Source organism: Candidatus Enterococcus huntleyi, from assembly GCF_009933175.1.
Taxonomy (GTDB): Bacteria; Bacillota; Bacilli; order Lactobacillales; family Enterococcaceae; genus Enterococcus_K; species Enterococcus_K huntleyi.
Map to the genome: position 1 here is coordinate 50,072 of NZ_MAEJ01000008.1, position 22,650 is coordinate 72,721.

21 protein-coding genes and 1 pseudogene are annotated in these 22,650 nt (G+C 38.1%); 2 read left to right on the plus strand and 20 right to left on the minus strand.

Translation table 11 applies throughout. From position 1 onward, the window contains the following. Window positions 1–452: 452 nt before the first annotated feature. The 14 genes from BAU15_RS05550 to BAU15_RS05615 all read right to left on the minus strand — a co-directional run bounded on the left by BAU15_RS05550 (window position 453) and on the right by BAU15_RS05615 (window position 15,073). Window positions 453–1,007, minus strand: coding sequence for a Maf family protein (locus BAU15_RS05550; protein ID WP_161841750.1), 555 nt, complete (start codon window positions 1,005–1,007; stop codon window positions 453–455). A 109-nt stretch (window positions 1,008–1,116) separates the two neighbouring features. Further along, a complete protein-coding gene (gene mutL / locus BAU15_RS05555; RefSeq protein ID WP_161841751.1) occupies window positions 1,117–3,243 on the minus strand; it encodes a DNA mismatch repair endonuclease MutL in 2,127 nt (708 codons plus the stop codon). A 15-nt stretch (window positions 3,244–3,258) separates the two neighbouring features. Continuing rightward, window positions 3,259–5,817: a DNA mismatch repair protein MutS gene (gene mutS / locus BAU15_RS05560; RefSeq protein ID WP_161841752.1), complete on the minus strand. Its 2,559-nt coding sequence runs from the start codon at window positions 5,815–5,817 to the stop codon at window positions 3,259–3,261. Next, complete coding sequence (locus tag BAU15_RS05565) at window positions 5,801–6,187, minus strand: YlbF family regulator (RefSeq protein WP_161841753.1); 387 nt, start codon at window positions 6,185–6,187, stop codon at window positions 5,801–5,803. Before BAU15_RS05565 ends, mutS begins: the two co-directional genes overlap by 17 nt. 10 nt (window positions 6,188–6,197) lie before the next feature. Continuing rightward, on the minus strand, window positions 6,198–6,995 hold the full coding sequence (locus tag BAU15_RS05570) for a TIGR00282 family metallophosphoesterase (protein ID WP_161841754.1): 798 nt from the start codon (window positions 6,993–6,995) through the stop codon (window positions 6,198–6,200). 143 nt (window positions 6,996–7,138) lie between these two features. Further along, complete coding sequence (locus BAU15_RS05575) at window positions 7,139–8,050, minus strand: dihydrodipicolinate synthase family protein (RefSeq protein ID WP_161841755.1); 912 nt, start codon at window positions 8,048–8,050, stop codon at window positions 7,139–7,141. 16 nt (window positions 8,051–8,066) lie between these two features. Continuing rightward, complete coding sequence (locus BAU15_RS05580) at window positions 8,067–8,873, minus strand: MurR/RpiR family transcriptional regulator (RefSeq protein WP_161841756.1); 807 nt, start codon at window positions 8,871–8,873, stop codon at window positions 8,067–8,069. A gap of 3 nt (window positions 8,874–8,876) precedes the next feature. Next, entirely contained in the window at window positions 8,877–9,764 is an 888-nt protein-coding gene (locus BAU15_RS05585) for an ROK family protein (RefSeq protein ID WP_161841757.1), read from the minus strand. A gap of 4 nt (window positions 9,765–9,768) precedes the next feature. Then, window positions 9,769–10,248 carry a NanQ anomerase/TabA/YiaL family protein gene (locus BAU15_RS05590; protein WP_237580146.1) on the minus strand — a complete coding sequence of 160 codons (480 nt, stop codon included), beginning with the start codon at window positions 10,246–10,248 and terminating at the stop codon, window positions 9,769–9,771. Window positions 10,249–10,260: 12 nt separating this feature from the next. Further along, a complete protein-coding gene (locus BAU15_RS05595) occupies window positions 10,261–11,619 on the minus strand; it encodes an ABC transporter substrate-binding protein (protein ID WP_161841759.1) in 1,359 nt (452 codons plus the stop codon). A 14-nt stretch (window positions 11,620–11,633) separates the two neighbouring features. Continuing rightward, window positions 11,634–12,476, minus strand: coding sequence for a carbohydrate ABC transporter permease (locus BAU15_RS05600; RefSeq protein ID WP_237580143.1), 843 nt, complete (start codon window positions 12,474–12,476; stop codon window positions 11,634–11,636). Between the two features lie 12 nt (window positions 12,477–12,488). Continuing rightward, window positions 12,489–13,400, minus strand: a complete 912-nt coding sequence (locus tag BAU15_RS05605) for a carbohydrate ABC transporter permease (protein ID WP_161841760.1) — start codon at window positions 13,398–13,400, stop codon at window positions 12,489–12,491. A 12-nt stretch (window positions 13,401–13,412) separates the two neighbouring features. Further along, window positions 13,413–14,114, minus strand: coding sequence for an N-acetylmannosamine-6-phosphate 2-epimerase (locus BAU15_RS05610; protein ID WP_161841761.1), 702 nt, complete (start codon window positions 14,112–14,114; stop codon window positions 13,413–13,415). A gap of 2 nt (window positions 14,115–14,116) precedes the next feature. Next, entirely contained in the window at window positions 14,117–15,073 is a 957-nt protein-coding gene (locus tag BAU15_RS05615) for an acetylxylan esterase (protein WP_337247989.1), read from the minus strand. Window positions 15,074–15,559: 486 nt separating this feature from the next. On the opposite strand from BAU15_RS05615, the gene BAU15_RS05620 reads away from it, so the two are divergent. Beyond that, window positions 15,560–16,717 (plus strand): hypothetical protein, encoded by a 1,158-nt coding sequence (locus BAU15_RS05620; protein ID WP_161841763.1) that lies wholly within the window; start codon window positions 15,560–15,562, stop codon window positions 16,715–16,717. Window positions 16,718–17,509: 792 nt separating this feature from the next. Here the strand turns inward: BAU15_RS05620 and BAU15_RS15705 are convergent. Genes BAU15_RS15705 through BAU15_RS05635 form a run of 4 tightly spaced genes read right to left on the minus strand, consistent with a single transcriptional unit; the run spans window position 17,510 to window position 19,981 of the window. Further along, the gene (locus BAU15_RS15705) at window positions 17,510–17,683 is read right to left on the minus strand and encodes a hypothetical protein (RefSeq protein WP_237580144.1); all 174 of its coding nucleotides are present in this window, start codon (window positions 17,681–17,683) and stop codon (window positions 17,510–17,512) included. 5 nt (window positions 17,684–17,688) lie between these two features. Further along, a complete protein-coding gene (locus tag BAU15_RS05625) occupies window positions 17,689–18,465 on the minus strand; it encodes a Cof-type HAD-IIB family hydrolase (protein ID WP_161841764.1) in 777 nt (258 codons plus the stop codon). 22 nt (window positions 18,466–18,487) lie between these two features. Next, window positions 18,488–19,126 carry a DNA alkylation repair protein gene (locus BAU15_RS05630; protein WP_161841765.1) on the minus strand — a complete coding sequence of 213 codons (639 nt, stop codon included), beginning with the start codon at window positions 19,124–19,126 and terminating at the stop codon, window positions 18,488–18,490. 57 nt (window positions 19,127–19,183) lie between these two features. Continuing rightward, window positions 19,184–19,981, minus strand: coding sequence for a formate/nitrite transporter family protein (locus tag BAU15_RS05635; protein ID WP_161841766.1), 798 nt, complete (start codon window positions 19,979–19,981; stop codon window positions 19,184–19,186). Between the two features lie 342 nt (window positions 19,982–20,323). On the opposite strand from BAU15_RS05635, the gene rpsD reads away from it, so the two are divergent. Then, a complete protein-coding gene (gene rpsD, locus BAU15_RS05640) occupies window positions 20,324–20,935 on the plus strand; it encodes a 30S ribosomal protein S4 (RefSeq protein WP_161841767.1) in 612 nt (203 codons plus the stop codon). Between the two features lie 106 nt (window positions 20,936–21,041). On the opposite strand, the gene BAU15_RS05645 is transcribed toward rpsD, so the two are convergent. Together BAU15_RS05645 and BAU15_RS05650 are read right to left on the minus strand one after the other, a co-directional pair. Further along, on the minus strand, window positions 21,042–21,653 hold the full coding sequence (locus BAU15_RS05645; RefSeq protein WP_161841768.1) for a site-specific integrase: 612 nt from the start codon (window positions 21,651–21,653) through the stop codon (window positions 21,042–21,044). Window positions 21,654–21,713: 60 nt separating this feature from the next. Next, window positions 21,714–22,641, minus strand: a pseudogene (locus BAU15_RS05650) (IS91 family transposase); the annotation flags it as partial. Window positions 22,642–22,650: the final 9 nt, after the last annotated feature.

Below are 22,650 nucleotides of genomic sequence, written 5' to 3' on the forward strand. Positions count from 1 at the left end.
TTCATCGCCCATCCAAAAAAATGACACTTACTCAGTCCCAAACTAAGTAATCCCCAAAACATTGTCATACTGATGTCAACTACCCCTTGATTCGTCCACTGTTATCAATCAAAAATTCATTCTCAGAAAAAATTTCTGCAAATCATTTTCAACTATAAAAGCGCCAGATTCGATTTATCTCACCGAATTCCGCTCTCAAATAACACGACTTATTATACCATAAGTTATTTTAATAGCTGTGTCAACAGCCTGAATAAAAAAAATTTTGATTTTTTTTATTTGTCAAATAAAATCCCCTATTAATTTTAGTCGCTCTATTTTCTCAGCAAAAAAAATGAGGCGTATACCAATTAGCTGATAGACACCTCATTTATTTTTAGACTTTATTTATATTTTATCCGTAGCTTATTGCGCATATTCCTCGCTAATCACGCCTAGTTAATCTGGCAAGCTTACAGAAATTCTTTTAGTAACTGATGAACGACACCGACCGGAAAACCGACAATACTATAGTAATCACCTTCAACTTTTTTGACAAAAATTGACGCAGCACCTTGGATTCCATAGCTACCAGCTTTGTCTGCATAATCGCCAATATCCAAGTAATCATTGATTTCGTCGTCTGTAATCTCAAAAAAAGTGACTTCCGCTGGCACAGTTTCTTCACGTATCTGTTGCCCTCTTCGTAAGACAACTGTCGTGTAGACCATTTGTTTCCGTCCGCTCATTCTTTTTAACATACCAAACGCATCTTCTCGCGACACAGGTTTTCCTAAAATCTCATTATCTAAAGCGACAATCGTATCACAAGCGATAATCAATGCTTCAGGATACTTTTCAGCAATCGCCGCAGCTTTGGCAGTCGCCATCTGAGCAACGTATTCTTTTGGCGTATCCCCTTCACGGACAGTCTCGTCAATATCAGCTGGTACGATTTCAAATGAGTCAACCAACTGACTTAACAACTCTTTTCTTCGCGGTGATTGAGAAGCAAGAATAATTTTCATAGAGGAGTATCTCCTTTAGCATTTATTTAAAACCGGACATCGCAGTCCTACGCCCTCTTATCCACTGAAGGACTTATTTACTGAGGATTTTATTTACTGAGAGTCTTAATTAATGTGGATCTTGGATACGTTTAAACATTCGTTCCATATCAGAATTCGTAAAATGGATCAAGACAGGGCGACCATGTGGACAATTAAATGGATTCTCACAGGTTTTTAAATCCTCTAGTAAAACACGTGCCTGTGCCTCATTCAAATAATGATTGGCCTTAATCGAACGTTTGCAACTCATCATAATCGCCGTTGCTTCACGGAACTTCTTGACGCTAACACTCCCCGTCGTCAGCAACATATCCACCATTTCGCGAATAATATCTTCCTCTTGACCCGCTGGATACCAGGTTGGATGAGCGCGCACAATGAAACTATTTTGACCAAAGTCTTCTAAATAAATACCGACTTCTTCTAATAATTCCCGTTGTTCTTTCAGTTTTAAGGCATCATTATTTGGATAATCCAAAATAAATGGTACCAACAATTCTTGCAAGTCATCACTTACTTCGCCAATCTTTTCACGGAAATATTCATATTTAATTCGCTCTTGTGCGGCATGCTGATCGACAATATACAAGCCATCTTTACTTTGGGCAAATAAGTACGTGCCATGCATTTGACCAAAATATTCTAGCTCCGGAAACCGTTGCTTCGGCCGTTCCTGTTCAAGTTTTTTGATTGCTTGAGCCAATTCTCGCTCACTGGTTCCGCCATGAAAATCAAACTCAGGGTGTTGATAACTTTCTCTTTCACCCTCTGTATCCACAGGTTCCAATGATTGCGCAGGTTTTTCCACCATCTTAGACTCAGATTGGGGAGACTCCTGACTAAACACTCGATAGTTATCCACAAGTCCATCTTGATTTTCTTTTGTCTTTCTAACAGTTTTATCCACAGATTCATCTTGTTCAAGCTGATTTACCAACATTTCTGTGGATTGATTTTCCTCTGCCTCATGTTTTCCAGTGATTTCCACAGAGTTATCCACCGGTTTATCCACAGTGTTGTGGACAGCTGGTTTTTCGACGAAAAAGTCGCCGGTTTCTCGATCAAAGGACAAGCTACCTGGTGTCCGCTTAGTGGAAATGGTCGTTTCTTGTTCCTCCACTAGATCAATTTCTAGTTGTTCCACTTTGGGCTGATCCGCGACTTTCTTTTTGAAGCGCAAATTATCCGCTGCATTAGGAATTAAATTCTCTTCCTGCAAGGCCTCACGAATCGCTTCTGATAATAAAGCCATCAATTCTTTTTCTTTTGATAAACGCACTTCTTGTTTTGTAGGGTGCACATTAACATCGACTAATAACGGGTCCATCTGAATCTCAATGACCGCAATCGGAAAACGCCCCACCATCAATTTCGACCCATAGCCAGCCACAATCGCCTTATTCAGTGCAAAGTTCTTAATATAACGACCATTGATGATTGTCGACAAATAATTGCGGCTCGCTCGCGTTACTTCTGGTAAAGAAACATAGCCAGTAATTTTAAAATCTAAATCTTCTGCTTGAATTTCCAACATCTTCTTCGCCGTAGCCAACCCATAAATCCCAGCAATCGTCTGCTTCAAATCACCATTTCCAGCTGTATTTAACATCCGATTCCCGTCATGAACTAAGCGAAAGGCAATCGTTGGATGACTCAAAGCTAAGCGGTTGACGATATCACCAATATTCGCCAACTCCGTTTGAATTGATTTAACATATTTTAAGCGAGCAGGCGTATTAAAGAACAAATTACGAATGGTAATCTTCGTTCCCTGACGTAAAGCCGCCGCAGTATGAACCTCAACTGAGCCACCCTTGAGTGAAATAAATGACCCTTGCTCCGCCCCTTGAACAGCTGTTTCCACCTCTAGCTCTGAAACAGAAGCGATACTAGGTAAGGCCTCGCCACGAAAACCCAATGTTCGAATTCTAAAGAGATCATCGCGGCTATGAATTTTACTCGTCGCGTGGCGTTTGAAGGCGTTCAGGACATCCTCTTCGGCAATCCCTTCGCCATTATCCACCACTTGAATCGTCTTCAGACCGGCTTCTTCTATTAGAATGTCAATCTGCGTGCCACCTGCATCAATCGCATTTTCGACAAGCTCCTTAACGACGGAGGCTGGGCGTTCCACCACTTCACCAGCCGCAATCTGATTGGCTAAGCGTTCTGATAATTCTTGGATTTTCCCCATAATCTCTCCTTCTTCCTAGATTCGTTTTTGAAGATCATATAACGTATTTAAGGCATCCATTGGTGTCATCTCAAGTAAGTTTAATTTTTTCAGCGTATCCACAACACCTAACTCTTCAGTCGATACCTCTGTAAATAAGGACAACTGTTGCGTCTCCTCTTCAACAAGCTCTTTCTTTTCAACGGTGTGACTCCCCGCCTCTAAAGCCTGTAAAATGGTCGCTGCCCGTTCTAATAAATTCGTGGGTAAGCCCGCAATTTTTGCGACATGAATTCCGTAACTCTTATCTGCTGGTCCCGCCATCATTTTGTGTAAAAAGACCACATCGCCATCCTTTTCAACCGCCCCGACATGGACATTTTTCAAATGAGCTAAAGCTTCATCTAAGACGGTTAATTCATGATAATGGGTAGAAAAGAGGGTTTTCGCACGCACTTCTTTGTGGATATACTCGATAATCGCCTGAGCCAGTGCCATCCCATCATACGTCGCTGTTCCTCGACCTAATTCATCAAATAAAATTAGACTATTCGGTGTGGCATGTCGCAAGGCTTGATTGGCCTCCATCATCTCCACCATAAAGGTACTCTGACCCGCGATCAAGTCATCACTAGCCCCAATCCGGGTAAATATTCGATCAAAAATCGGCAATTCGGCAGACTCAGCCGGCACAAAGCAACCCATTTGAGCCATCACAACCGTCAAAGCCAGCTGACGCATATACGTACTTTTCCCCGACATATTCGGCCCAGTAATCAACTGAATCATCTCGTTCGGATTCATCTGCACACTATTTGGAATGTATTCCTGATGCCCTAGAACCTTCTCAACAACCGGATGTCGGCCCTCAGTAATTTGTAAATTCTGCCCGTTACTCTTCATTTCAGGTCGCACATATTGATATTGTTCACTAATCGTCGCGAAGCTTTGAAGTACATCTACCGCACTCAAAGACTTAGCCAATTTTTGCAAACGAGCAATCGCTTTTTTGACCTCTTCACGGACACCTAAAAACAGCTGATACTCTAAATCAACTGATTTCTCTTCCGCCTCTAGAATTTGCGTTTCTAACTCTTTTAATTCCGGCGTAATGAAACGTTCAGCATTCGCTAAGGTTTGTTTCCGATCATATTTACCTTCTTCAAGATTGGCTAAATTCGACTTAGTGATTTCGATATAATAACCAAACACACGGTTAAAGCCAACTTTTAAGTTCTTAATCCCAGTCTCCGCTCGCTCACGTGCTTCTAACTCGGCTAGCCACTGCTTGCCATTTTTCATCGCTTCTCGATAGCCATCCAGCTGCTCATTAAAGCCATCCTTAATCACATTTCCCTCTGTAATTTGCAAGGGGGCTTCTTCACGAATCGCTTCATTAATCAACTCAACCAGCTCATCCATCGGCTCCATATCTAATAAAAGGTCATTCCATTGGCCTTGGTTAATTCCTTCTATTAATTCTCGAATCATCGGTACTTGCTCTAACGACGTTTTCAATTGAATCAAATCACGCCCGTTGACATTCCCAAACGCGACACGTCCCGCTAACCGTTCTAAATCATAGACCTTCGTTAAGGCACCTTGGATATCAATTCGCTCAAAATAGGCAGCAATTAAAGAAGCCACCATCTCTTGTCGTGAAAAGATTTGTTTCTGCTGAATTAAAGGACGATCCAGCCACTGCTTTAATAAGCGGCCACCCATCGCCGTTTTCGTTTCATCCAACAGCCACAATAACGTGCCATGTTTCTTGCCCGTACGAATCGACTGACTTAACTCTAAATTATATTTCGAATAATAATCCATTTTCAAAAAATGATCTGGTTGATATTCCAGCGCTTTTTGCAGATGATCCAAGCCTCGTTTTTGGGTCACAGATAAGTAAGTTAAAAGTTTACCAGTGACTTCTTTTTCCAACGCATTCTCTAATTCACTAGTGAGAAAACTAAACTCGGCATTCTCTTCCGCCGTTTCCTGCGTCGAAAACACAAGACCCAAGCGCTCGCGCAATTGTTTTTCTAACGACTCTGGCAACGTGCTACCTAAGACAATTTCCTTCGTTTGAAGTGCAGAAGCTTCATTTAAAACAGCCTCTTCATCAGCAAGCACCGCGGTCTTCAACTCTCCCGTACTCAAATCGACATACGCAAAGCCAAAACCAGACGCCCCAGCAACCACCGCAGTCAAAAAGTTATTCTCTTTGGCAGACAGCCCCTTACTATCCATGACCGTCCCCGGCGTTACTAGCTGAACCACCTCACGCTTGACCATTCCTTTGGTGGTTTTTGGATCTTCCACCTGCTCACAAATCGCCACCTTGTAGCCTTTTTCAATCAGCGTATCGATGTAGCCCTGCGCCGCATGATGAGGCACGCCACACATCGGAATCGGGTCATCGGCATTTCTATTACGACTAGTTAAAGTCAGCTCCAAAATTTGTGCTGCTTTCTCAGCATCTGCATAAAATAGTTCATAGAAATCACCCAAACGATAGAATAAAAAAGCATCCGGGTATTGATCCTTGATGCTTAAATATTGTTCCATCATCGGTGTATTCTTAGTTTTTTGAGGCATAAACTAATCCTCCTTCTAATTCTTTGTTGACGTTTCTCTGAATCAAATCTGTGATATGCTGTACCAAATCATTGGCTTCAATCAGCTGTTCACGGTAAGCCAAAACCAACGGATGTTGATTAAATTCCGTGGTTAAGCGATCCGCTTCTTTGAGCGCCACACGTTCCGCTTCCGGCTTACCATAATGGGCAAACTGAACCGCATCCTTTTGCGCTTGTTTGATTTGTTCAACCAATTCATCCAAATAGGCATTTTTTTCAACGCGAGCTTTCAACTCTTTGTACCGCTGAATGACTTCATTTCCATCCAACAACTCACTTAATTTATCTAAAGCAGCCTTTACTGCCAGTTCTTGTTCTAATAAATCCATAATTTCTCCTTTATTCGGAAAATGGGCGATCTTCACTAATTTGGATAGGCACAATTGACGTTGCTTTTCCAGTCTGTTCATCAATATCAATCACACACGCGCACAATAATGAACGGCCCTGTTCCACCACTTCAAAACGTTGAGGTAAAGTCGTGATAAAACGTTCAAGCACTGCTTCACGCTTCATCCCCAAAATACCATCATAAGGCCCCGTCATGCCAACATCACTTAAATACGCCGTGCCATTCGGCAAAATTCGCGCATCATTCGTTTGGACATGCGTATGCGTCCCCACCACAGCCGAAACTTGACCATCTAAAAACCAACCCATCGCTTGCTTTTCACTCGTCGTTTCGCCATGGAAATCAACAAAAATAAACGGCGTCCGCTCTTGGGCGATATTCACCAATTCCTCGGCTTTCTTGAACGGATCATCAATCGCGGTCATGAATGTCCGAGCCTGTATACTAATCACCGCAAGCTCAATCGTATTCACGCGCACGAAAACCATTCCTTGACCCGGCGTTTCTTCCGGAAAATTCGCCGGACGAATCATCTTTTTCGCATCATCGATAAACTCAAAAATATCGCGATTATCCCACGTATGATTACCCAGTGTCACGACATCAACACCATCTTGCAGAAATTTCTTATAAATTTTCTCTGTAATTCCGCGACCCGACGCCGCATTCTCACCATTAGCTATCGTCACCTGTGGACGGTATTTCTTTTTCATTTTAGGTAGGTAATCAGTCAACATTTGGCGACCCATTGAACCCACAACATCTCCAATAAATAGTAAACGCACACTATTTTCCTCTTTTCTATTCACATCTTTCCCTATTATAGTTGTTTTTCGAAAGAAAGAAAAGCCACGGGGAGAAAGGGTTAAAATAAAATTGTACAAAAAAAGTTACGTCTTCTCAACGCAACTTTTTGCTCATTACAATATTATTTAAATTTTGCCACATACGTTTGTATCAATTTATCTGCTTCATCTATAAGCAGTTGATCATTTGATGTAACAGGAAGCAGTGGTGCGCGAACACTTCCCACCTCTACTCCTCGTTTAGCTAAGATTGCTTTAATCACTGCATACATATTTCCTTCACAGCTAGTCAATTTCAGTATAATTTGATTGATTGCTACTTGTATCTCTTGCGCTTTGGCGATATTTCCTTCCTCAAAAGCTTGGTTAGCAGCTATAAATAATTCTGGCATAGCTCCATACGTACCACCAATTCCCGCATCAGCACCCATTATTCGACCACCAATATATTGTTCATCCGGACCATTAAAGACTATCGTCTCTTTATCAGCAAAATATTTAAATAGCTGGATATCTAGTACTGGCATTGATGAATTTTTCACACCTATTACTTGCGGATGAGCAGTCATTTCTTTAAATAAATCCATAGATAGGGCATACCCAGTTGTCTGAGGAATGTTATAGATAATAAAATCTAATTTCGTTGCATTCACCATAGACATCCAATACTCTTTAATCGCTCTTTCAGGGAGTGAAAAATAAATTGGTGGGATTGCTGCTAAAGCATCCACGTCAAGGCTTTCTGCATGCTTCGCTAACTCAACACTTTCTTTCGTTGATGGAGCCGCCACATGGGCAATAATTGTCATTTTCCCGCCAACAGCAGACATGACATTCTCTAATACTAATTTCCGCTCCTCAACCTTTTGATAAATACATTCACCTGAACTACCGCCAACATAAAGTCCAGTTACTCCTTTTTCTAAATAGTATTTAGCTAAATTTTGAACCCTTTCACCACTAATATTTCCTTCATCATCATAACATGCATAAAATGCGGGAATAATCCCTTTATATTTGTCTAAATTTTTCATAAAGTTTATTTTCTCCTTAAGTTTCATCAGTTCTAGTAATTATCTTAATTGTTCGACTCATTTTTTCGTTTAAATCTTCATTCTCTAATAACATCGTAGAAATTACATCAATTTGATACATAATTGCAAATTGAGAATTTACAAAACGTTGATTATCAATAAATAAACTACTGTATGCAATCAATGTTTGCTCTGATAGATTAGCTAATGTACTTTCAGGAAAACAGGTGATACTGATAATACGAGCCTCATTTTGTTTAGCATTCCTCAAAGAATCATTGACTTCTTTCGTTTCACCAGAAGTAGAAATTCCAATAACTAAATCCCCTTCTTTGGCCATCGAACTAGTAATCAGCATCATATGGGAATCTGTTGTAGATATAACATTCAATCCCATTCTTAATAACCGCTGGGTTAACTCAAGTGCTGTCAAACCAGAACTACCTACACCAAAAATAAATATTCTCGGTGTGGTCATAATTAATTGTACAATTTCTTTTAAACTTTCTTGATTTGTAAGCTTCTCAGTATTCTCTATCACTCTCGAATAGTAATCATATACTTCATTATTTAGTTCCATTTTGTTTTGTCTCTGTGTTGTTTGTAGAGAGCCTAATTGTATCTTCAAATCGACAAAACTTTTTTGATTTAGCTTTTTAGCAAATCTAGTAATAGTAGCTGGGGATGTCCCTGTCTCTTTAGCAAGCGTAGAGATATTGATATTCATCATTGTATTACTATTTTTTAATAAGTAAGTTGCCAACTTTTTTTCTTTTTCTGAAAATGATGGGAATTTATTTTGAATATCTTCTAGAATACTCATTTTTTAACGCCTCACTGACTGTCTTTTCTTAAAATTATACAACGCGCCTACCATTCCTGCATCATTTTTTAATTCTGCAAACTTTATTCGTGTCTGATTAAATATAGGATGTTGTATTTTATGACTCACAGTATTTAGAATTTTCTCTTTCAAAAATTCCTCTTGAGCCATAATTCCACCACCCAATACGAGACACTCAGGATTCAATAAGTACATAATATTCACAATCCCTGTACTCAGACTATCAACTAATACCTCAATCTCGCTCAGACATTCTTCATCGCCCGAAGTAGCTAAGATAAATATTTCCTCACCTGTTAATAGCTTCCCCTTTTTTTTACTGACTCTAGTGACAAGCGCTGATGTAGAAGCCAAATCTTGAAAATTTGTTCCATCAACTGTCAAATATCCTACTTCACCCGCTGTAAATCCTGTTCCATGATAGATATCCCCATCGAGCAAAATAGCTCCCCCTACTCCAGTTCCTACAGTTAAACACACCCCGTTTTCAATCCCTCTTAATGCGCCTTTCCAGTGTTCTCCGAGACATGCTGCGTTGACATCATTTTCAACTTCACATGGAATCGAAAATCTATTTTCTAACGTTTTTTTGATCTCAGTTCCCGTATAGTTAGGTATCGTGTATCCTGAATAGATAATCTTACCCTCTATCTGATTGACAACGCCAGCAGAAGAAACACAGATTCCAGCCAAAGGATGGTCCATCATGATGTCGGATATTTTTGCACAAATTGTCATCAAAATCCCATTCTCATTGGTTCGATTATCTGTTTTATCCGCTTCAAATTTGGCTAGCTTATTTCCCATTCCATCAAATAAGCCATATTTTATAGCGGTTCCACCAATATCAATACAAAGATAGTTACTCACTCAATCACATCCGTATCTTAAAAACTATTTTTTTAATCTTGGTACTCACGCCATCGATTTGAACACCTGTTTTATGTGCTTCATCAGGAAATAAAATTAAGAATTGTCCTTTGCTCATCCGAATGCTTCTATTTTTTTTACCATGAAGAAGATAATAATCTTCCTCTTCATGGTAGTCTTCTGCCTGCAAATCATTACCAATATCAATCATTTCTTCACCAGCAACTATATAGTGAATATCAGCCGCTACTTTGTGTGCTTCCCAAACCCTTTGAGTCTCATCTGAAGTCGGATACTCTATAAAATTAGCCTTAATTTTTTCGTTAAGCTCAATGCTTTGTACAGCAAATTTTTGTTCATCAAGCTCAATGCTTTGTACAGCAAATTTTTGTTCATCTAAGCTTTTAATGTACGTTTCTATGAGTATCAATTCTTTTTGAATAGATCCGACCTTTTCTAAAAAATCAAAATCAGCATATATCATCCCAGCCACATCCTACTTAAGAATTACAGATTTTTTTTCATTTGTTTCGATGATTCTATTACCTTGCTCAGCAAAGTTATCCAATGCCTCTTTTTCTGTTTTTTCGCCAGTGAATACTGCTTGAAGCTCTGGGAAAAATGCATTTCTTAATTCAGCATAACCTGGTGCATTGTTTGAGAAATTAATAATGTATTCTGAGTTTTTATTATACGCATCCAAATAAGGCAAATCTGGTGCCAACTCTTTAGAAACCGAATCACGTACTGGCAATGTATTTTGTGAAGCTTTTACCAACTCAGAATCTGTTGAATAGAATTTAACAAAATCCTTTGCAGCCTCCGTTTTGGCTTTGTCTCCTGTATTAAAGACAACTGAACTTGTTACGTAGGTGAATGATATAGGATTGCCTGATTCAGAAGGAATGTTAGCAAGTCGCATATCAAATTTCTCTACTTTTCCATCATTCATGTCTTTTTGTATGCCAGCGAATAAAACACTATTTGTAAAGTTGATAGCCGTTTGTTTATTTTGGAACATCGCATTCACATCGTTACTTGTCAATGATTCAGGACCAGAAGTTGTCAATCCTTTTTCACGTAGCTCATTCAAATAACTTAATGCTTCAACCCCGTTTTCCTCATTCACAATAATTTTCCCGTCTTTATCAAAAAATTCATTTCCAAACATTCTCATATACGACAAATTCCAAGTATCCCCTTGATTATTTTTTGCATATAAACCGAATGGAGCAACTTTACTATTTTTTTCCTTCAGTGTAGTCAAAATTGTTTTGAATTCTTCTAAATCCCACGTTTTAATCTCATGCTCATCACCAATGTATTGTTCTAAGCCTGCTTCTTTCAACATATCAGCGTTATAGGCTAAAGTACCTGGATTGTGACCAAATGGATAGAAATATGTTTGATCATTAATTTGAACATTATCCCAAATTGATTCGGGGATATCACCTTTGGTCTTATCATCAATAATGTCATCCAATGGTTCTAATACACCCATATGGGCATATTCGCTTAATGCGAAACTGGAATCAAAGAAAATATCTGGCAATGTTTTTGTTTGGATTGCCACGCTTAACTTATCCGAGCGTTGCTCACCTGGAATTACTTGCACTTTGATGTTAACATCAGGATTTTTTTCATTGTAGCGCTTTGCCGCCTCTTTAAAAAAGCTATCATAATCGGCTCCTTCTTCCGTCGAATCCATGACGCCTTTCCATTGAGGAGTTAACCAAACTTCTACATCAACTGGGCCATCCGCTTTTTCTTCTTTTGCCGATCCACCACCACAACCAGCTAAAAATAAAATAGCTGAACTAATCAGTACAAGAGAACCCAATACTTTCTTTTTCATAATTTTTCTCTCCTTTATTCTTTAACAGCTCCTGCTGCTATTCCTTTAGTAAAATATTTTTGGAACGCAATAAACACAACAATCATTGGGAGTGCTGCAATAGCCGCACCAGCAACTCGTAGCCCAATATTTGGATTAATTTCTTGCATAAGCCCTGCAACCCCCACGGTTAGAGTATTCATAGTTTTACTTCTTGCCATAAGTAATTGCCATAGATAATCATTCCAGAATGTCACAAAATTTAATATAAATAATGCGCCTATCCCAGGTTTAGCAATTGGTAGCATCAATCTGAAGAAAATAGTCCATTCACTTGCCCCATCAAGCTTCGCAGATTCTCGAATTGAGTCTGGAATTGATTCAAAGAATGATTTAAGCATGAATACGCCAAAACACATAGCTAAGTTAGGGATAATTAATGATTGATAAGAATCCACCCAATCAAAAGCAACAACAATTTTGAACAATGGAACGATAAATGTTTCTTTGGGAACCATCAACGAAGCAATAAACAGAGCGAATAAAACTTTTTTCCCCTTAAATTCTAGTTTCGCAAAAGCGTAAGCAGCTGCAGAAGAAATCACAACGCTCAAACCCGTCGTTACAAAAGAAACAAAGAAGCTATTAAACCCCCACCTCAAAGCTGGTTGATTATTAAATAATTCTTTAAAATTTCCTAGATAAAGTGATTTTGGCAATAAATCTGGAGGCATTTTATAGATATCTGCTGAAGTTTTAAACGAGTTCGTCAATAGCCACACAATAGGAAACAAGCTAAGTAACGCGCAGATAAACACAATAATATTCGAGATTAAGTCATACCTCTCCATATTCCTCAATTTTTTTAACAGTTTCATTTTTTCAACTCCTTACTTAGTCTTTCCAAACGTTTTAAATTGTGGTAATGATAGTAATAACGCTACAACAAACATCAGAACACCCACCGCAGAAGCAACACCGGTATTATTATAAACAAATGCATTTTGATACAGATAATACATCATCGTTACAGACGCGTTATTAGGTCCTCCACCCGTCAACAATTGAATAACAACGAATATTTTCAAGACTGCAATAATATTAATAACTGTCAAATATAAGGTTGTCGGTTTAACTAAAGGAATTAAAATCTTTGTAATTCTCTGCCATCTTGTCGCTCCATCTATCTGAGCGGCTTCGAAATAATCCTCTGGAATACCAATCATAGCCGCTACATATAAAATAATTGATTGTCCTACATTTCCAACAAATGTTACAAATATAATAGTTGGCATAACCCATGTACTACTACCCAATAAATTAACATCTGTTACTCCAAAATTTTCAAAAATATAGCTGATTAATCCATTAGCTGGATTTAAAAGGAAATTCCAAACCATACTCATAACAACCATAGATACCATTACAGGTAAGTAAAAACTTCCTCTAATGAATGAAATATATTTAGCTGATTTATCATAAACAGTCGTTGCAACGAATAAACCAAAAATGATTGTTAAAAATACAATTGCTACAACAAATAATACTGTGTTGATTATTGATTTTAAGAACACTGGATCTGCAAATAGTTCCTTATAGTTTTCTAAACCCACAAATATGTCCTCAGTATAAGTTTGTCTAAACAAGCTCATCTTGAATCCTTCAAACACTGGATAGACAATAAAGAGTAAAAATAAAATTAGCTGTGGTGCAACAAATAAATAGCCTGTAAAGGTTTCTTTATTTCTAGAAAAAAAGTTGCGTTTCTCCTTCGCTTTCTTGTTCCCAATTGAAGTTTCCATCTTCTTCTCCCCTCAATCTTTAGTTCCTTGCATCTGAATAGTATCGACAAAGCGTTTCGTAATCTCCTGTGGCCTAGTAATTGCTCCACCCGAAACAACACTATAACCACCAATATCTAACGCTTTTCTCGCTTTAGTCGGTGTATCTATTTTCCCTTCAACAATGACCGGCAAATTTGTCTGACTGATAATTTGTTTTAGATGTAAGAAATCATTATCTGCAATATTTTTACCTTTTGTCTCTTCTGTATATCCATATAATGTTGTACCAATAAAATCAAATCCAATCTTCTCTGCATAAGCGACATCTTCTAATGTAGCTGCATCTGCCATGAGTAATGTATCAGGAAATTCTTTTTTAATAGTAGATACTATATCAACTAAACTCTCCCCATTTGGCCTTCTTCTGGTTGTTGCATCCATTGCGATAACTTCGACTCCTGTTGCGCAAACTGCCCTCACTTCTTTCAATGTAGGGGTAATAAATACTTCTGAATCCTCATATACTTTTTTAATAATTCCAATAATAGGCAGGTCTACAACGTCTTGAATCGCTTGAATATCAACAATAGAATTTGCTCTAATACCAACCGCGCCTGCCTCTTGTGCCGCTTTAGCCATTCTGGACATAATAAATGAGCTATGTAGTGGCTCTGTTTCTAATGCTTGGCATGAAACAATTAATCCATTTTGTACATTTTTTTTGAAATCCATTTTTACACCTCTTCAATACTTGATTCTGTTAACCAATTAAAAATTTTATCATTTACCATCACATTCATTGCTTCGTGACCATATTCGGGCAAAATAATTTGCTCTTTTTCTGAGTTGACTCGATTATAAAAAGCAAACTGTGTAGATGGTGGACAAACATCATCTCTTAAGCCTGTTACTAATTTGACCTGTCCTGAAATCATAGAACCAAAATTTTTGATATCTATGTAATCCAAAGTTGAAAATATTTTTTCTTGTGTGTCATACAATGGATCAACAAATTTAAAATAGCGAAATAATTCGTCATATGGTTCAGTCTCTTGTCCTAAATGAATAACTCTAGGAAAATCAGATAGAAACGGATAAATAGCTACTATTTTACTAATTTTTCTATTTAATGCCCCTCCTACTATCGCAAGTGCCCCTCCTTGAGAAGCCCCATAAGTCATTAATCGTTGAGAATTTACTTGCGGAAATGTAGCAATTAATTCAATTAATGTATACACATCTAAATAAATATCTTTGTAAAATAAATGTTCGGGACCTTCTCTCATTCCTCGTATAACTTGACCTTTTACGGTTGTCCCAGAAAACAATCCTTTGTCTTCAGATTTTCCAGCTTGCCCTCGAACATCCATCGCAACTACAGCATAACCCTCACTAGCAAACTTTAAATACTCTGACCAGTCACTACTTCTTCCTTGATACCCATGAAAATGAAAAATTACAGGACAGTTATCTTTCTGTTTTGGGAAAATCACTTTCGCATATATTTGTGATCTATTCGTCCCACGAAAATAAAAATCAAAACAACTCGCATTCTTCAAAAAAAAATTTTTTTCTATCATTCGATATTCTGGTAATTCCTGAATTAGAGCTAATTGCATAGCCCAAAATTCAATAAAATCATTTGGCACTTCTCTTTCCCCGTTGTATACCTCCATCTCTGACATTTTCATTGTTTCAATCAAACTTAACACCTCATTTTTCGTTAGCGCTTACAACGACAATATATCACATGAAATTATTTTTATCAATACATTTTTAAAGAAAATAATTTTCACTAGAACGAAAATTTTTTTCTTTATATCATCAGTATGATATTAGTTCACATGTATGATTAGTACAAACTCACGAGCTCTAGCCTTTCCAAATAAAAAAACTTTTTGATCCCTATAACTGCTTTTCAAGATTTTCAGATACCTTTCTTCGACAACTATTACATTCTTTAATTTCTTTGAATCTATATATACTCTTACCTCATTTTGTATGCAATAATAGATAATACCACTATGTATTGCCACAAAAAATAACGTATATTATCACGCGGGAAATATGTTATATTCTATCCACAATACCGCGAAAGCGCTTCATATTAAATAACCCTCATGTTATAATAAGGAAGATTATTGTAAATGATTATATTAGGAGGATAAGTATTTTTTATGGGTGGAATTATTTTGTTGGTTGGGTTAGTCGGAATGCTTGGGAGTCTGGGATATTTGGTATTCTCCGTCCTTCGTAAACGGCCAAAGAAATCTGCTGGGATTGCCCTTGGAGTAAGCGCGATTGCTGCAGTGATTGGAATCGCTACGAGTGCGGCACCACTGACTCTTTCGGTGGATGCGGTGCAACTCACCACTGATGCACAGGGTGCAGCCGTTATAAAAGGTGAAACGAGTGAGGAAGCAACGCTCCATTTGGATGGCGAAGAAATAAAAAATAACAAAGGAACTTTTTCAGAAACGATCCAATTAGATAGCGAAAAAGAACATACATATGTGCTAAAAGCAACATTGGATAAAGAGCACAAAGACGAGAAAATCGTTGTCACACCGTCCAAAGAATTTGTGGCACTCTTAGAAGCGGAGCAAAAAGAAAAGGAATTACTTGCGGAAGCTGAAACAGCACTTGTATTAGCTGAGTCTGAACCAAATCAGAAAAATTTTGATGAGGCAGCAACGTTAGTCGAAGCATTAAGTAAAACTTACGATGACCACGACGAACGCTTGGCGACCATCAAGGAAAATATCGCCATTTACCTAGCAGTCGAGACGGCGGAAAAAAGTTTAGCTCGAAAAGATTTTGATGAAGCGAAGAAGCAGGTCGAATTAGCCAGCCTAAACAAAGAAGACTTAGTTGGACGAGTGACTGCTCTAAAAACAAAAGTCGAAGAAAAAGAAGCGAAGGACAAACTCTATGCTGAAGCGACAAAAGCCGTCGAAAATGCAGAAAAATCTCCTTCAAAAGATGCCCACAAATCTGCCGCTGATGCGTTAGCAAAATTACCGGCTGAAGATGAAGCCCTGACGAAACGCGTCGCGGCCGTGCAACAGACAGTCAAAAAACAGGAAGAGCTAGCGCTAAAAGAAAAGCAGGAACAAGAACAGCGCGAAAAGGAACAACTCGCGCAAGCAGAACAAGCTCACCAACAAAAAGAAGCGAACCAAGCAGCGGCAGCCAATCAAGCCGAAGAACACGTGTTGGTCACTCGAACAGGGAAAAAATACCACACATATAAATGCGGAAATGGCGATTATTATGAAGCAACACTCTCCGAAGCACTAGGACGAGGTTTAACACAGTGCTCCAAGTGTTACTAAAGAAAGACAGAAATAAATGAATATTAGTTAGTAAAAAAGCGCCCAGCAGAAAATGCTAGGCGCTTTATTTGTCGATAAAATATTTTCAATCCCTGTTATTTCTTTTTCGATAATCTTACTTTGCCAAGCATTTCTCAACTCAGGATATCAACTAATTGTTAAATCGAGAAAAAGGAAAAAATTTAAGTATACTTAATGTTTTGCCAATTTAGCTTTTGAAGAATTTTGACGCGTGATAGGAAGGTTATTCCAAAAATTTGGTATACTTAAAGTTTTCGGGTCTAATTTGGGACTTTCAATTTATTATTTCTCAAAAAATACAAAAGGCACGTTTTCCTTAAAAATTATAAGAAAATTTTGCAGACGATATTTTTCGTCTTTTTCAGTAGATAATTCATTTTTTTTGAATGTGAACCTAACTTCAAATGTGTTATTTATCCTTCTAAGTTGAATAACGATACGCTCTGTTCAATCTACACATCATATTCTATGCAGGCTGTTTCTTTAACGTTTAAAATGAAAAAAGCCAATAACAAGGAAGTTGATTCCAAGTTGTTAGCTCTTCAAATTTTTTTGATCAAAGTCAGGGAACTCTTCAATTAAATGAACATGTATATATTGTGTTGAGCAGCTAGGGACGGGTACGGTGGTGAAATGTTCCATTTCACTTAATCGTCCTACGCATACCATTCCTACTAGTGCTGAGGTAAAGAAGCGAACTGTTCCAGTTCGCTATTATCGCACAACGTTTACCATCCCACTACTCTGACACTTGGTAAGTGGAACTGGCAACTACTGCGATACTTGGTAAGTGGAACTGGCAAGTTGAGCGTTTTTGAGTTTTCTCTTGATAAACGGTGAAAAAAAAGCAGCTCCTTCGGACATAAGTCCGACTTCATCAAAAATTTGAAGAACAATTTTTATGAATTCTGGCTTATGTCTCGGAGCTGGACGCTTTTTTTTCATCCTTGTTATACCATTTTTAATTCTTTTAGGGCTTTCCAGATGCCGTCGTTATTGTTTGTGTCGGTGACTATTTTGGCTTCTGCCTGGACTTCTGGTGTGGCATTGCCCATGGCTACACCGATACCGGATAGGCGGAGCATTTCGCGGTCGTTTTCGCCGTCACCGAAGCTGATAATGTCTTCGGTTTTGATGTTAACTTTTTTAGCTAGGTTCAATAATGTCGCTGCTTTTGATCCGTTGTATGGTACCACGTCGACGCTATTTTCATGCCAGCGAACAAAACGGATTTTTTTATATTTTTCAGCAAAGCGTGCATCGAACGAACGATCAAAGAAGGCTAAAGCTTGATAGACGTCCTGTTCTTCGACGAAATATTCATCTAATTCTGGCAAGGTTGCCCCAAAAGATTTCATGGCTTCGTCCATTTTTTCAATATTGTTCGAGGTTGAACGTTTGGCTGTATCCAAGCCTACGTAGGCTGTATCGATCGATAACTCATTGGCTTCATCGACGAATCGTGATAACTCGTCGCGATCCAATAAATTTTGATAAACTTGTTGATGGTCTAAAAATGCAGCTGCTCCGTTACACAATACATAATTGTTAAACTCTAAATCTCTCAAAACGTCTTGAGCGTGGAATCGACTACGTCCTGTCGCGATCGTAACCAAATGTCCCTTTTCTCTCAAAATACTTAGCGCTTCACGCGTACTATCCAATGCTTCTTTGTTGCTATCTAGCAATGTTCCATCAATATCAAAGGCAAATAATTTTCGTCTCATAAATAAATTTCGTCTCACTTTCTTATAAATATTTACTTGCTTCTCGTTTGGCAAGCGGGCTCAATGTTTCGGCCGCTAAAAATTCGATAACCCAAGTAGCATCCGTCTTACTATATTCTCGTAAGGCCCAACCAATGGCTTTTTGAATAAAGAACTCATCTGTATACTTATCATAGATAATCGCTTTTTTCAATAAATCAAGATTCACCTGTTCCTTATGTTGCAGCTGTAAATTCAAAGCCATTCGACGATACCAAAAATTTTCATGGCCGTAAAACCAATTATACACTGTATGTAACTCATCAGGATGCAGTTTGACCCATTCGCTATAAACTTTACGCCACGCATCGATGCTATCCCACCAACTTTTTTCACCTAACAAAGGCAAGAGCGCCTTCATAAAATCTAGCGACAGACGTCGGACATTTTTCAAAGCCAGATCAATCGCGTAATACTGATATTCCCGCGCTTCTTTGTGGTAATTTTCTTGAATCACTAACAAGAGTTCCGGAAGCAACCAAGCTAGACTTTCCTTTAGATAGACTTTTTCCAGCTGAGCTCTTTGAGGCTTTGGCACACCAGCAAAGGGAAAATGATTTTTCATATACTTTTTCATAGGTGCTGCTTGTTCAGGTTGATTAGGAAAAATTAAAGGCTCCATTTTATCCTCCTTCAAAATAGAAAAAAGTGGTGCACAAACACGCACCACTTCCGCTGATTAATCTACATAATTCGATTTTGAGTTGTTTAGCCATGCGTAACCTAGACCCATCACTAAACCACCCCCAATATAATTCCCGATTAAAGCGAAAATTAAATTGTGAGCAACACTACCAGCAGTCATTGCTGCTAGTCCACCATTTGAAGCTGCATAAGCCAAAGTAAAGGCTGGGAAGTTTGCGATAACGTGTTCGTAGCCTAAGAAGGCAAAGATAAAGATAATGAAGATAATCGCTGCTACTTTACCAGCATCATCCTTCATTCTCATACTCACCAAAACGGCTATGTTTACGACAATATTTGCAAACATCGCTTCTACTAAAATCTGAATGGTCGACTTCTCTAATTTTGCCGTAATTCCTTCAAACATATAGTTATCCAGTGGCAAATTTTGAAAAGGTGCAGTCAACGAAATCAAGTAACCAAAGACTAATCCACCAATTAAGTTGAATAAAATACAGGTGAATAAAATCTTAGCAGCCATCGATAAATTAATTTTTTTACGATACACTCCAACGGTCATATATAACATGTTCGACGTTCCTAATTCTGCGTTCATATATAAAATCATGACAAGAGACCAACTAAACATAAATGCATAAAGAATCTTTCCTAAACCATGCACCATCGCTTCACCTTTCATCGCAATGGCAAACGCAATAGCAGTACCTAACGTTAAAAATAGACAAGCCAGCATCGCACGAACAGCATAACGCATGTAACTATTTTCAATTAGATTGACTTTCTTTTCTATAGAAGAATCAATCTTCTCAAATAAAGGTGATACAGGATTCATGTTTTTTTCTCCTTTTCTATAACAAAAATCTACAATTATATTCTAAAGAGGAAACGTTAATTTGTAAAGTTATTTTTGAAAATATTGACTTTTTTCTGAAAAACTTCTCACTATTTACATCCGAAACTACTTGACTTTACTTGAAAAAATGCCGTATACTAGTGATTGTGTAAAATAATGCAGCAGAAGAATAATAGCTCGTCCCCAGTTTGTTGCCCCGTTTCGGGTTCAATTGCGTAACCGCGGCTGCAAAGGTGAAGATTGGAGAACAAACTGTACGAATATGAATTGTTCAACGGATTATTTTACTCCAAAAAACTTATTTTATTGGAGGAACTTTAAATGTCTCGTTATACTGGCCCATCTTGGAAAGTATCACGTCGTCTAGGAATCTCTTTATCAGGAACTGGTAAAGAACTAGAACGTCGCCCTTATGCACCTGGTCAACACGGACCAAACAGCCGTGGAAAATTATCTGAATACGGTATGCAAATGGCTGAAAAACAAAAATTACGTCACACTTATGGAATCAACGAACGTCAATTCCGTAACATGTTCGTAAAAGCTAGCAAAATTAAAGAAGGTAAACATGGGGTTAACTTCATCATCTTACTAGAACAACGTTTAGATAACGTTGTTTACCGCCTTGGTTTAGCAACTACTCGTCGTCAAGCACGTCAATTAGTTAACCATGGTCACGTTTTAGTTGATGGAAAACGCGTTGATATTCCTTCATACCACGTAGAAGTAGGTCAAGTGATCTCTATCCGTGAAAAATCTAAAAACATCGTAACTGTTAAAGAAGCAGTTGAAGCAATTGTTGGACGTCCAGCATTCGTAAGCTTCGATACTGAAAAATTAGAAGGATCACTAACTCGTTTACCAGAACGTGACGAATTACATCCTGAAATCGACGAATCTCTAATCGTTGAATTCTACAACAAAAAACTTTAAGAGTTTTTACAAAGCACTCAAATCCTTTTATATCAAGGATTTGGGTGTTTTTTTCATCTCTTAAAATTAATAAAATCGGGTTTGACTTAGTTTTTGACTTAGTTACTTATTCAGCAAAATAATTCATCAACGTATCTACTGTCTTTTGACTAATGCCTTCTCCAACATGAGTATAGGTATCCAATGTTGTTTTTATACTAGAATGTCCTAGTCGAGTTTGAACTTCTTTGGCTGTGGCTTTACTCTCGAATAAAAGAGTCGCATGAGTATGGCGCAACCCATGCGTATTGATATCGGGCAGCCCGGCATTTTTAGTGATTCTTTTTAACATATCATAGATACTTGCATTATGAAGGATCTTGCCATTCCTTGAAAGAAATATATGAGCAGTATCTTTTCGCGCAACGATAGTAAAATAGTCCTCTTGCTTCTTTCTAAATGAGGATAACCTTTCTAATGTGTTTTCATCTATTATGACCACTCGATTAGAGGCAACATTTTTTGGTGTTCCAACTACCCAACCTTCATCGGTAAAGGTAAATGTCTTTGTAATCGATATTGTACATTTCTCGAAATCTATGTCTGACCAATTCAATGCTGTACATTCACCTATCCTCATTCCTGATTGAGCCAATAGTCGAAATACTATCTTCTGAACTTCATTAATATAAGGAACAACAATAACTTGTAAAAGCGCTCCTAGTTTCATATCTTTCATGCCTATAAGAATACCAACTGAAATTTTAAATATATATTAATTTATGAGACAAGACGTACAAAATCTACGAATCATTCTAAAATGAGTATCTGGAATATGACGAATAAGTGCCTTTATGAATTCCTCTACAGTCATGGTCATCGTTTCTTTTGTATTTGGTTCGCTTGTCTTTTTAATGAAACATCACCATTCCCCCGTCATACATTACTAACCGACCAAGGGCGATTGGCCCTCGTTTCATATAGCGGCTAATGTAATTTAATAGTCCCTTCGTATTCGTCCGACTTCGTTTCGGCGCATATACATAAAATCCATCACCATTTTTCGTGTATGCTTTCTGAAGAGCTCCTTGAACTCTTCGTTTGTGCCAATCAGGTAGTATACGACGAATTAGCTTTAAGACAGCGTTTTGCCAATATTTTCGCAACATCGAATAAGGAATATAGTCATATGTTTCCCACGTTCCTTGTTCGGTCACGCCTCTCATGGTGACCACCATATGAACATGAGGATTAAATTCTAATTTCGAGCCAAAGGTATGCAGAGTAGCCACAATGCCAGGTTGCATATGATGCTTTCCAAAAAATTCTAGGACAATACGTGCCGCTTCGTCCATCAAACCTTTCGAAAGAGCTTCTCGATAGCCGGCAATCAAAAAAATATTTCTCAATCCTTCATCTATCATGAAAATCACATGTCGATGAACCACACGAAACAAATCATTGGCTGTGACCTCTGCCCACTTTTGACTTTCGCCTACTGAACAGGTTGGACAAAACTTCCCTTTACAACTTAATGGAATGAGCTTCACGTCATGACAGCCGTCGCAAACCAGCAATCGATAGCCCTTTTGGATATCTCTACAGAATTGAAATTTTTTGACTTCTTTCCTAACCACAGGACGGATTCTTCGTCCATATCTCTCCAAGAAACGTTCCCAATGCTTATGTTTGTCAAAGAAAATAGCTTGAAGAAGATTCTTTTTCATACCCTTATT

What these genes read in the sequence shown, in the direction of transcription:
- BAU15_RS05550 (WP_161841750.1), bottom strand. Translation starts at nt 1,007, where the DNA reads ATGAAAATTATTCTTGCTTCTCAATCACCGCGAAGAAAAGAGTTGTTA.
- mutL (WP_161841751.1), bottom strand. Translation starts at nt 3,243, where the DNA reads ATGGGGAAAATCCAAGAATTATCAGAACGCTTAGCCAATCAGATTGCG.
- mutS (WP_161841752.1), bottom strand. Translation starts at nt 5,817, where the DNA reads ATGCCTCAAAAAACTAAGAATACACCGATGATGGAACAATATTTAAGC.
- BAU15_RS05565 (WP_161841753.1), bottom strand. Translation starts at nt 6,187, where the DNA reads ATGGATTTATTAGAACAAGAACTGGCAGTAAAGGCTGCTTTAGATAAA.
- BAU15_RS05575 (WP_161841755.1), bottom strand. Translation starts at nt 8,050, where the DNA reads ATGAAAAATTTAGACAAATATAAAGGGATTATTCCCGCATTTTATGCA.
- BAU15_RS05580 (WP_161841756.1), bottom strand. Translation starts at nt 8,873, where the DNA reads ATGAGTATTCTAGAAGATATTCAAAATAAATTCCCATCATTTTCAGAA.
- BAU15_RS05590 (WP_237580146.1), bottom strand. Translation starts at nt 10,248, where the DNA reads ATGATATATGCTGATTTTGATTTTTTAGAAAAGGTCGGATCTATTCAA.
- BAU15_RS05595 (WP_161841759.1), bottom strand. Translation starts at nt 11,619, where the DNA reads ATGAAAAAGAAAGTATTGGGTTCTCTTGTACTGATTAGTTCAGCTATT.
- BAU15_RS05600 (WP_237580143.1), bottom strand. Translation starts at nt 12,476, where the DNA reads ATGAAACTGTTAAAAAAATTGAGGAATATGGAGAGGTATGACTTAATC.
- BAU15_RS05605 (WP_161841760.1), bottom strand. Translation starts at nt 13,400, where the DNA reads ATGGAAACTTCAATTGGGAACAAGAAAGCGAAGGAGAAACGCAACTTT.
- BAU15_RS05610 (WP_161841761.1), bottom strand. Translation starts at nt 14,114, where the DNA reads ATGGATTTCAAAAAAAATGTACAAAATGGATTAATTGTTTCATGCCAA.
- BAU15_RS05615 (WP_337247989.1), bottom strand. Translation starts at nt 15,073, where the DNA reads ATGAAAATGTCAGAGATGGAGGTATACAACGGGGAAAGAGAAGTGCCA.
- BAU15_RS05620 (WP_161841763.1), top strand. Translation starts at nt 15,560, where the DNA reads ATGGGTGGAATTATTTTGTTGGTTGGGTTAGTCGGAATGCTTGGGAGT.
- BAU15_RS15705 (WP_237580144.1), bottom strand. Translation starts at nt 17,683, where the DNA reads ATGAAAAAAAAGCGTCCAGCTCCGAGACATAAGCCAGAATTCATAAAA.
- BAU15_RS05625 (WP_161841764.1), bottom strand. Translation starts at nt 18,465, where the DNA reads ATGAGACGAAAATTATTTGCCTTTGATATTGATGGAACATTGCTAGAT.
- BAU15_RS05630 (WP_161841765.1), bottom strand. Translation starts at nt 19,126, where the DNA reads ATGGAGCCTTTAATTTTTCCTAATCAACCTGAACAAGCAGCACCTATG.
- BAU15_RS05635 (WP_161841766.1), bottom strand. Translation starts at nt 19,981, where the DNA reads ATGAATCCTGTATCACCTTTATTTGAGAAGATTGATTCTTCTATAGAA.
- rpsD (WP_161841767.1), top strand. Translation starts at nt 20,324, where the DNA reads ATGTCTCGTTATACTGGCCCATCTTGGAAAGTATCACGTCGTCTAGGA.
- BAU15_RS05645 (WP_161841768.1), bottom strand. Translation starts at nt 21,653, where the DNA reads ATGAAAGATATGAAACTAGGAGCGCTTTTACAAGTTATTGTTGTTCCT.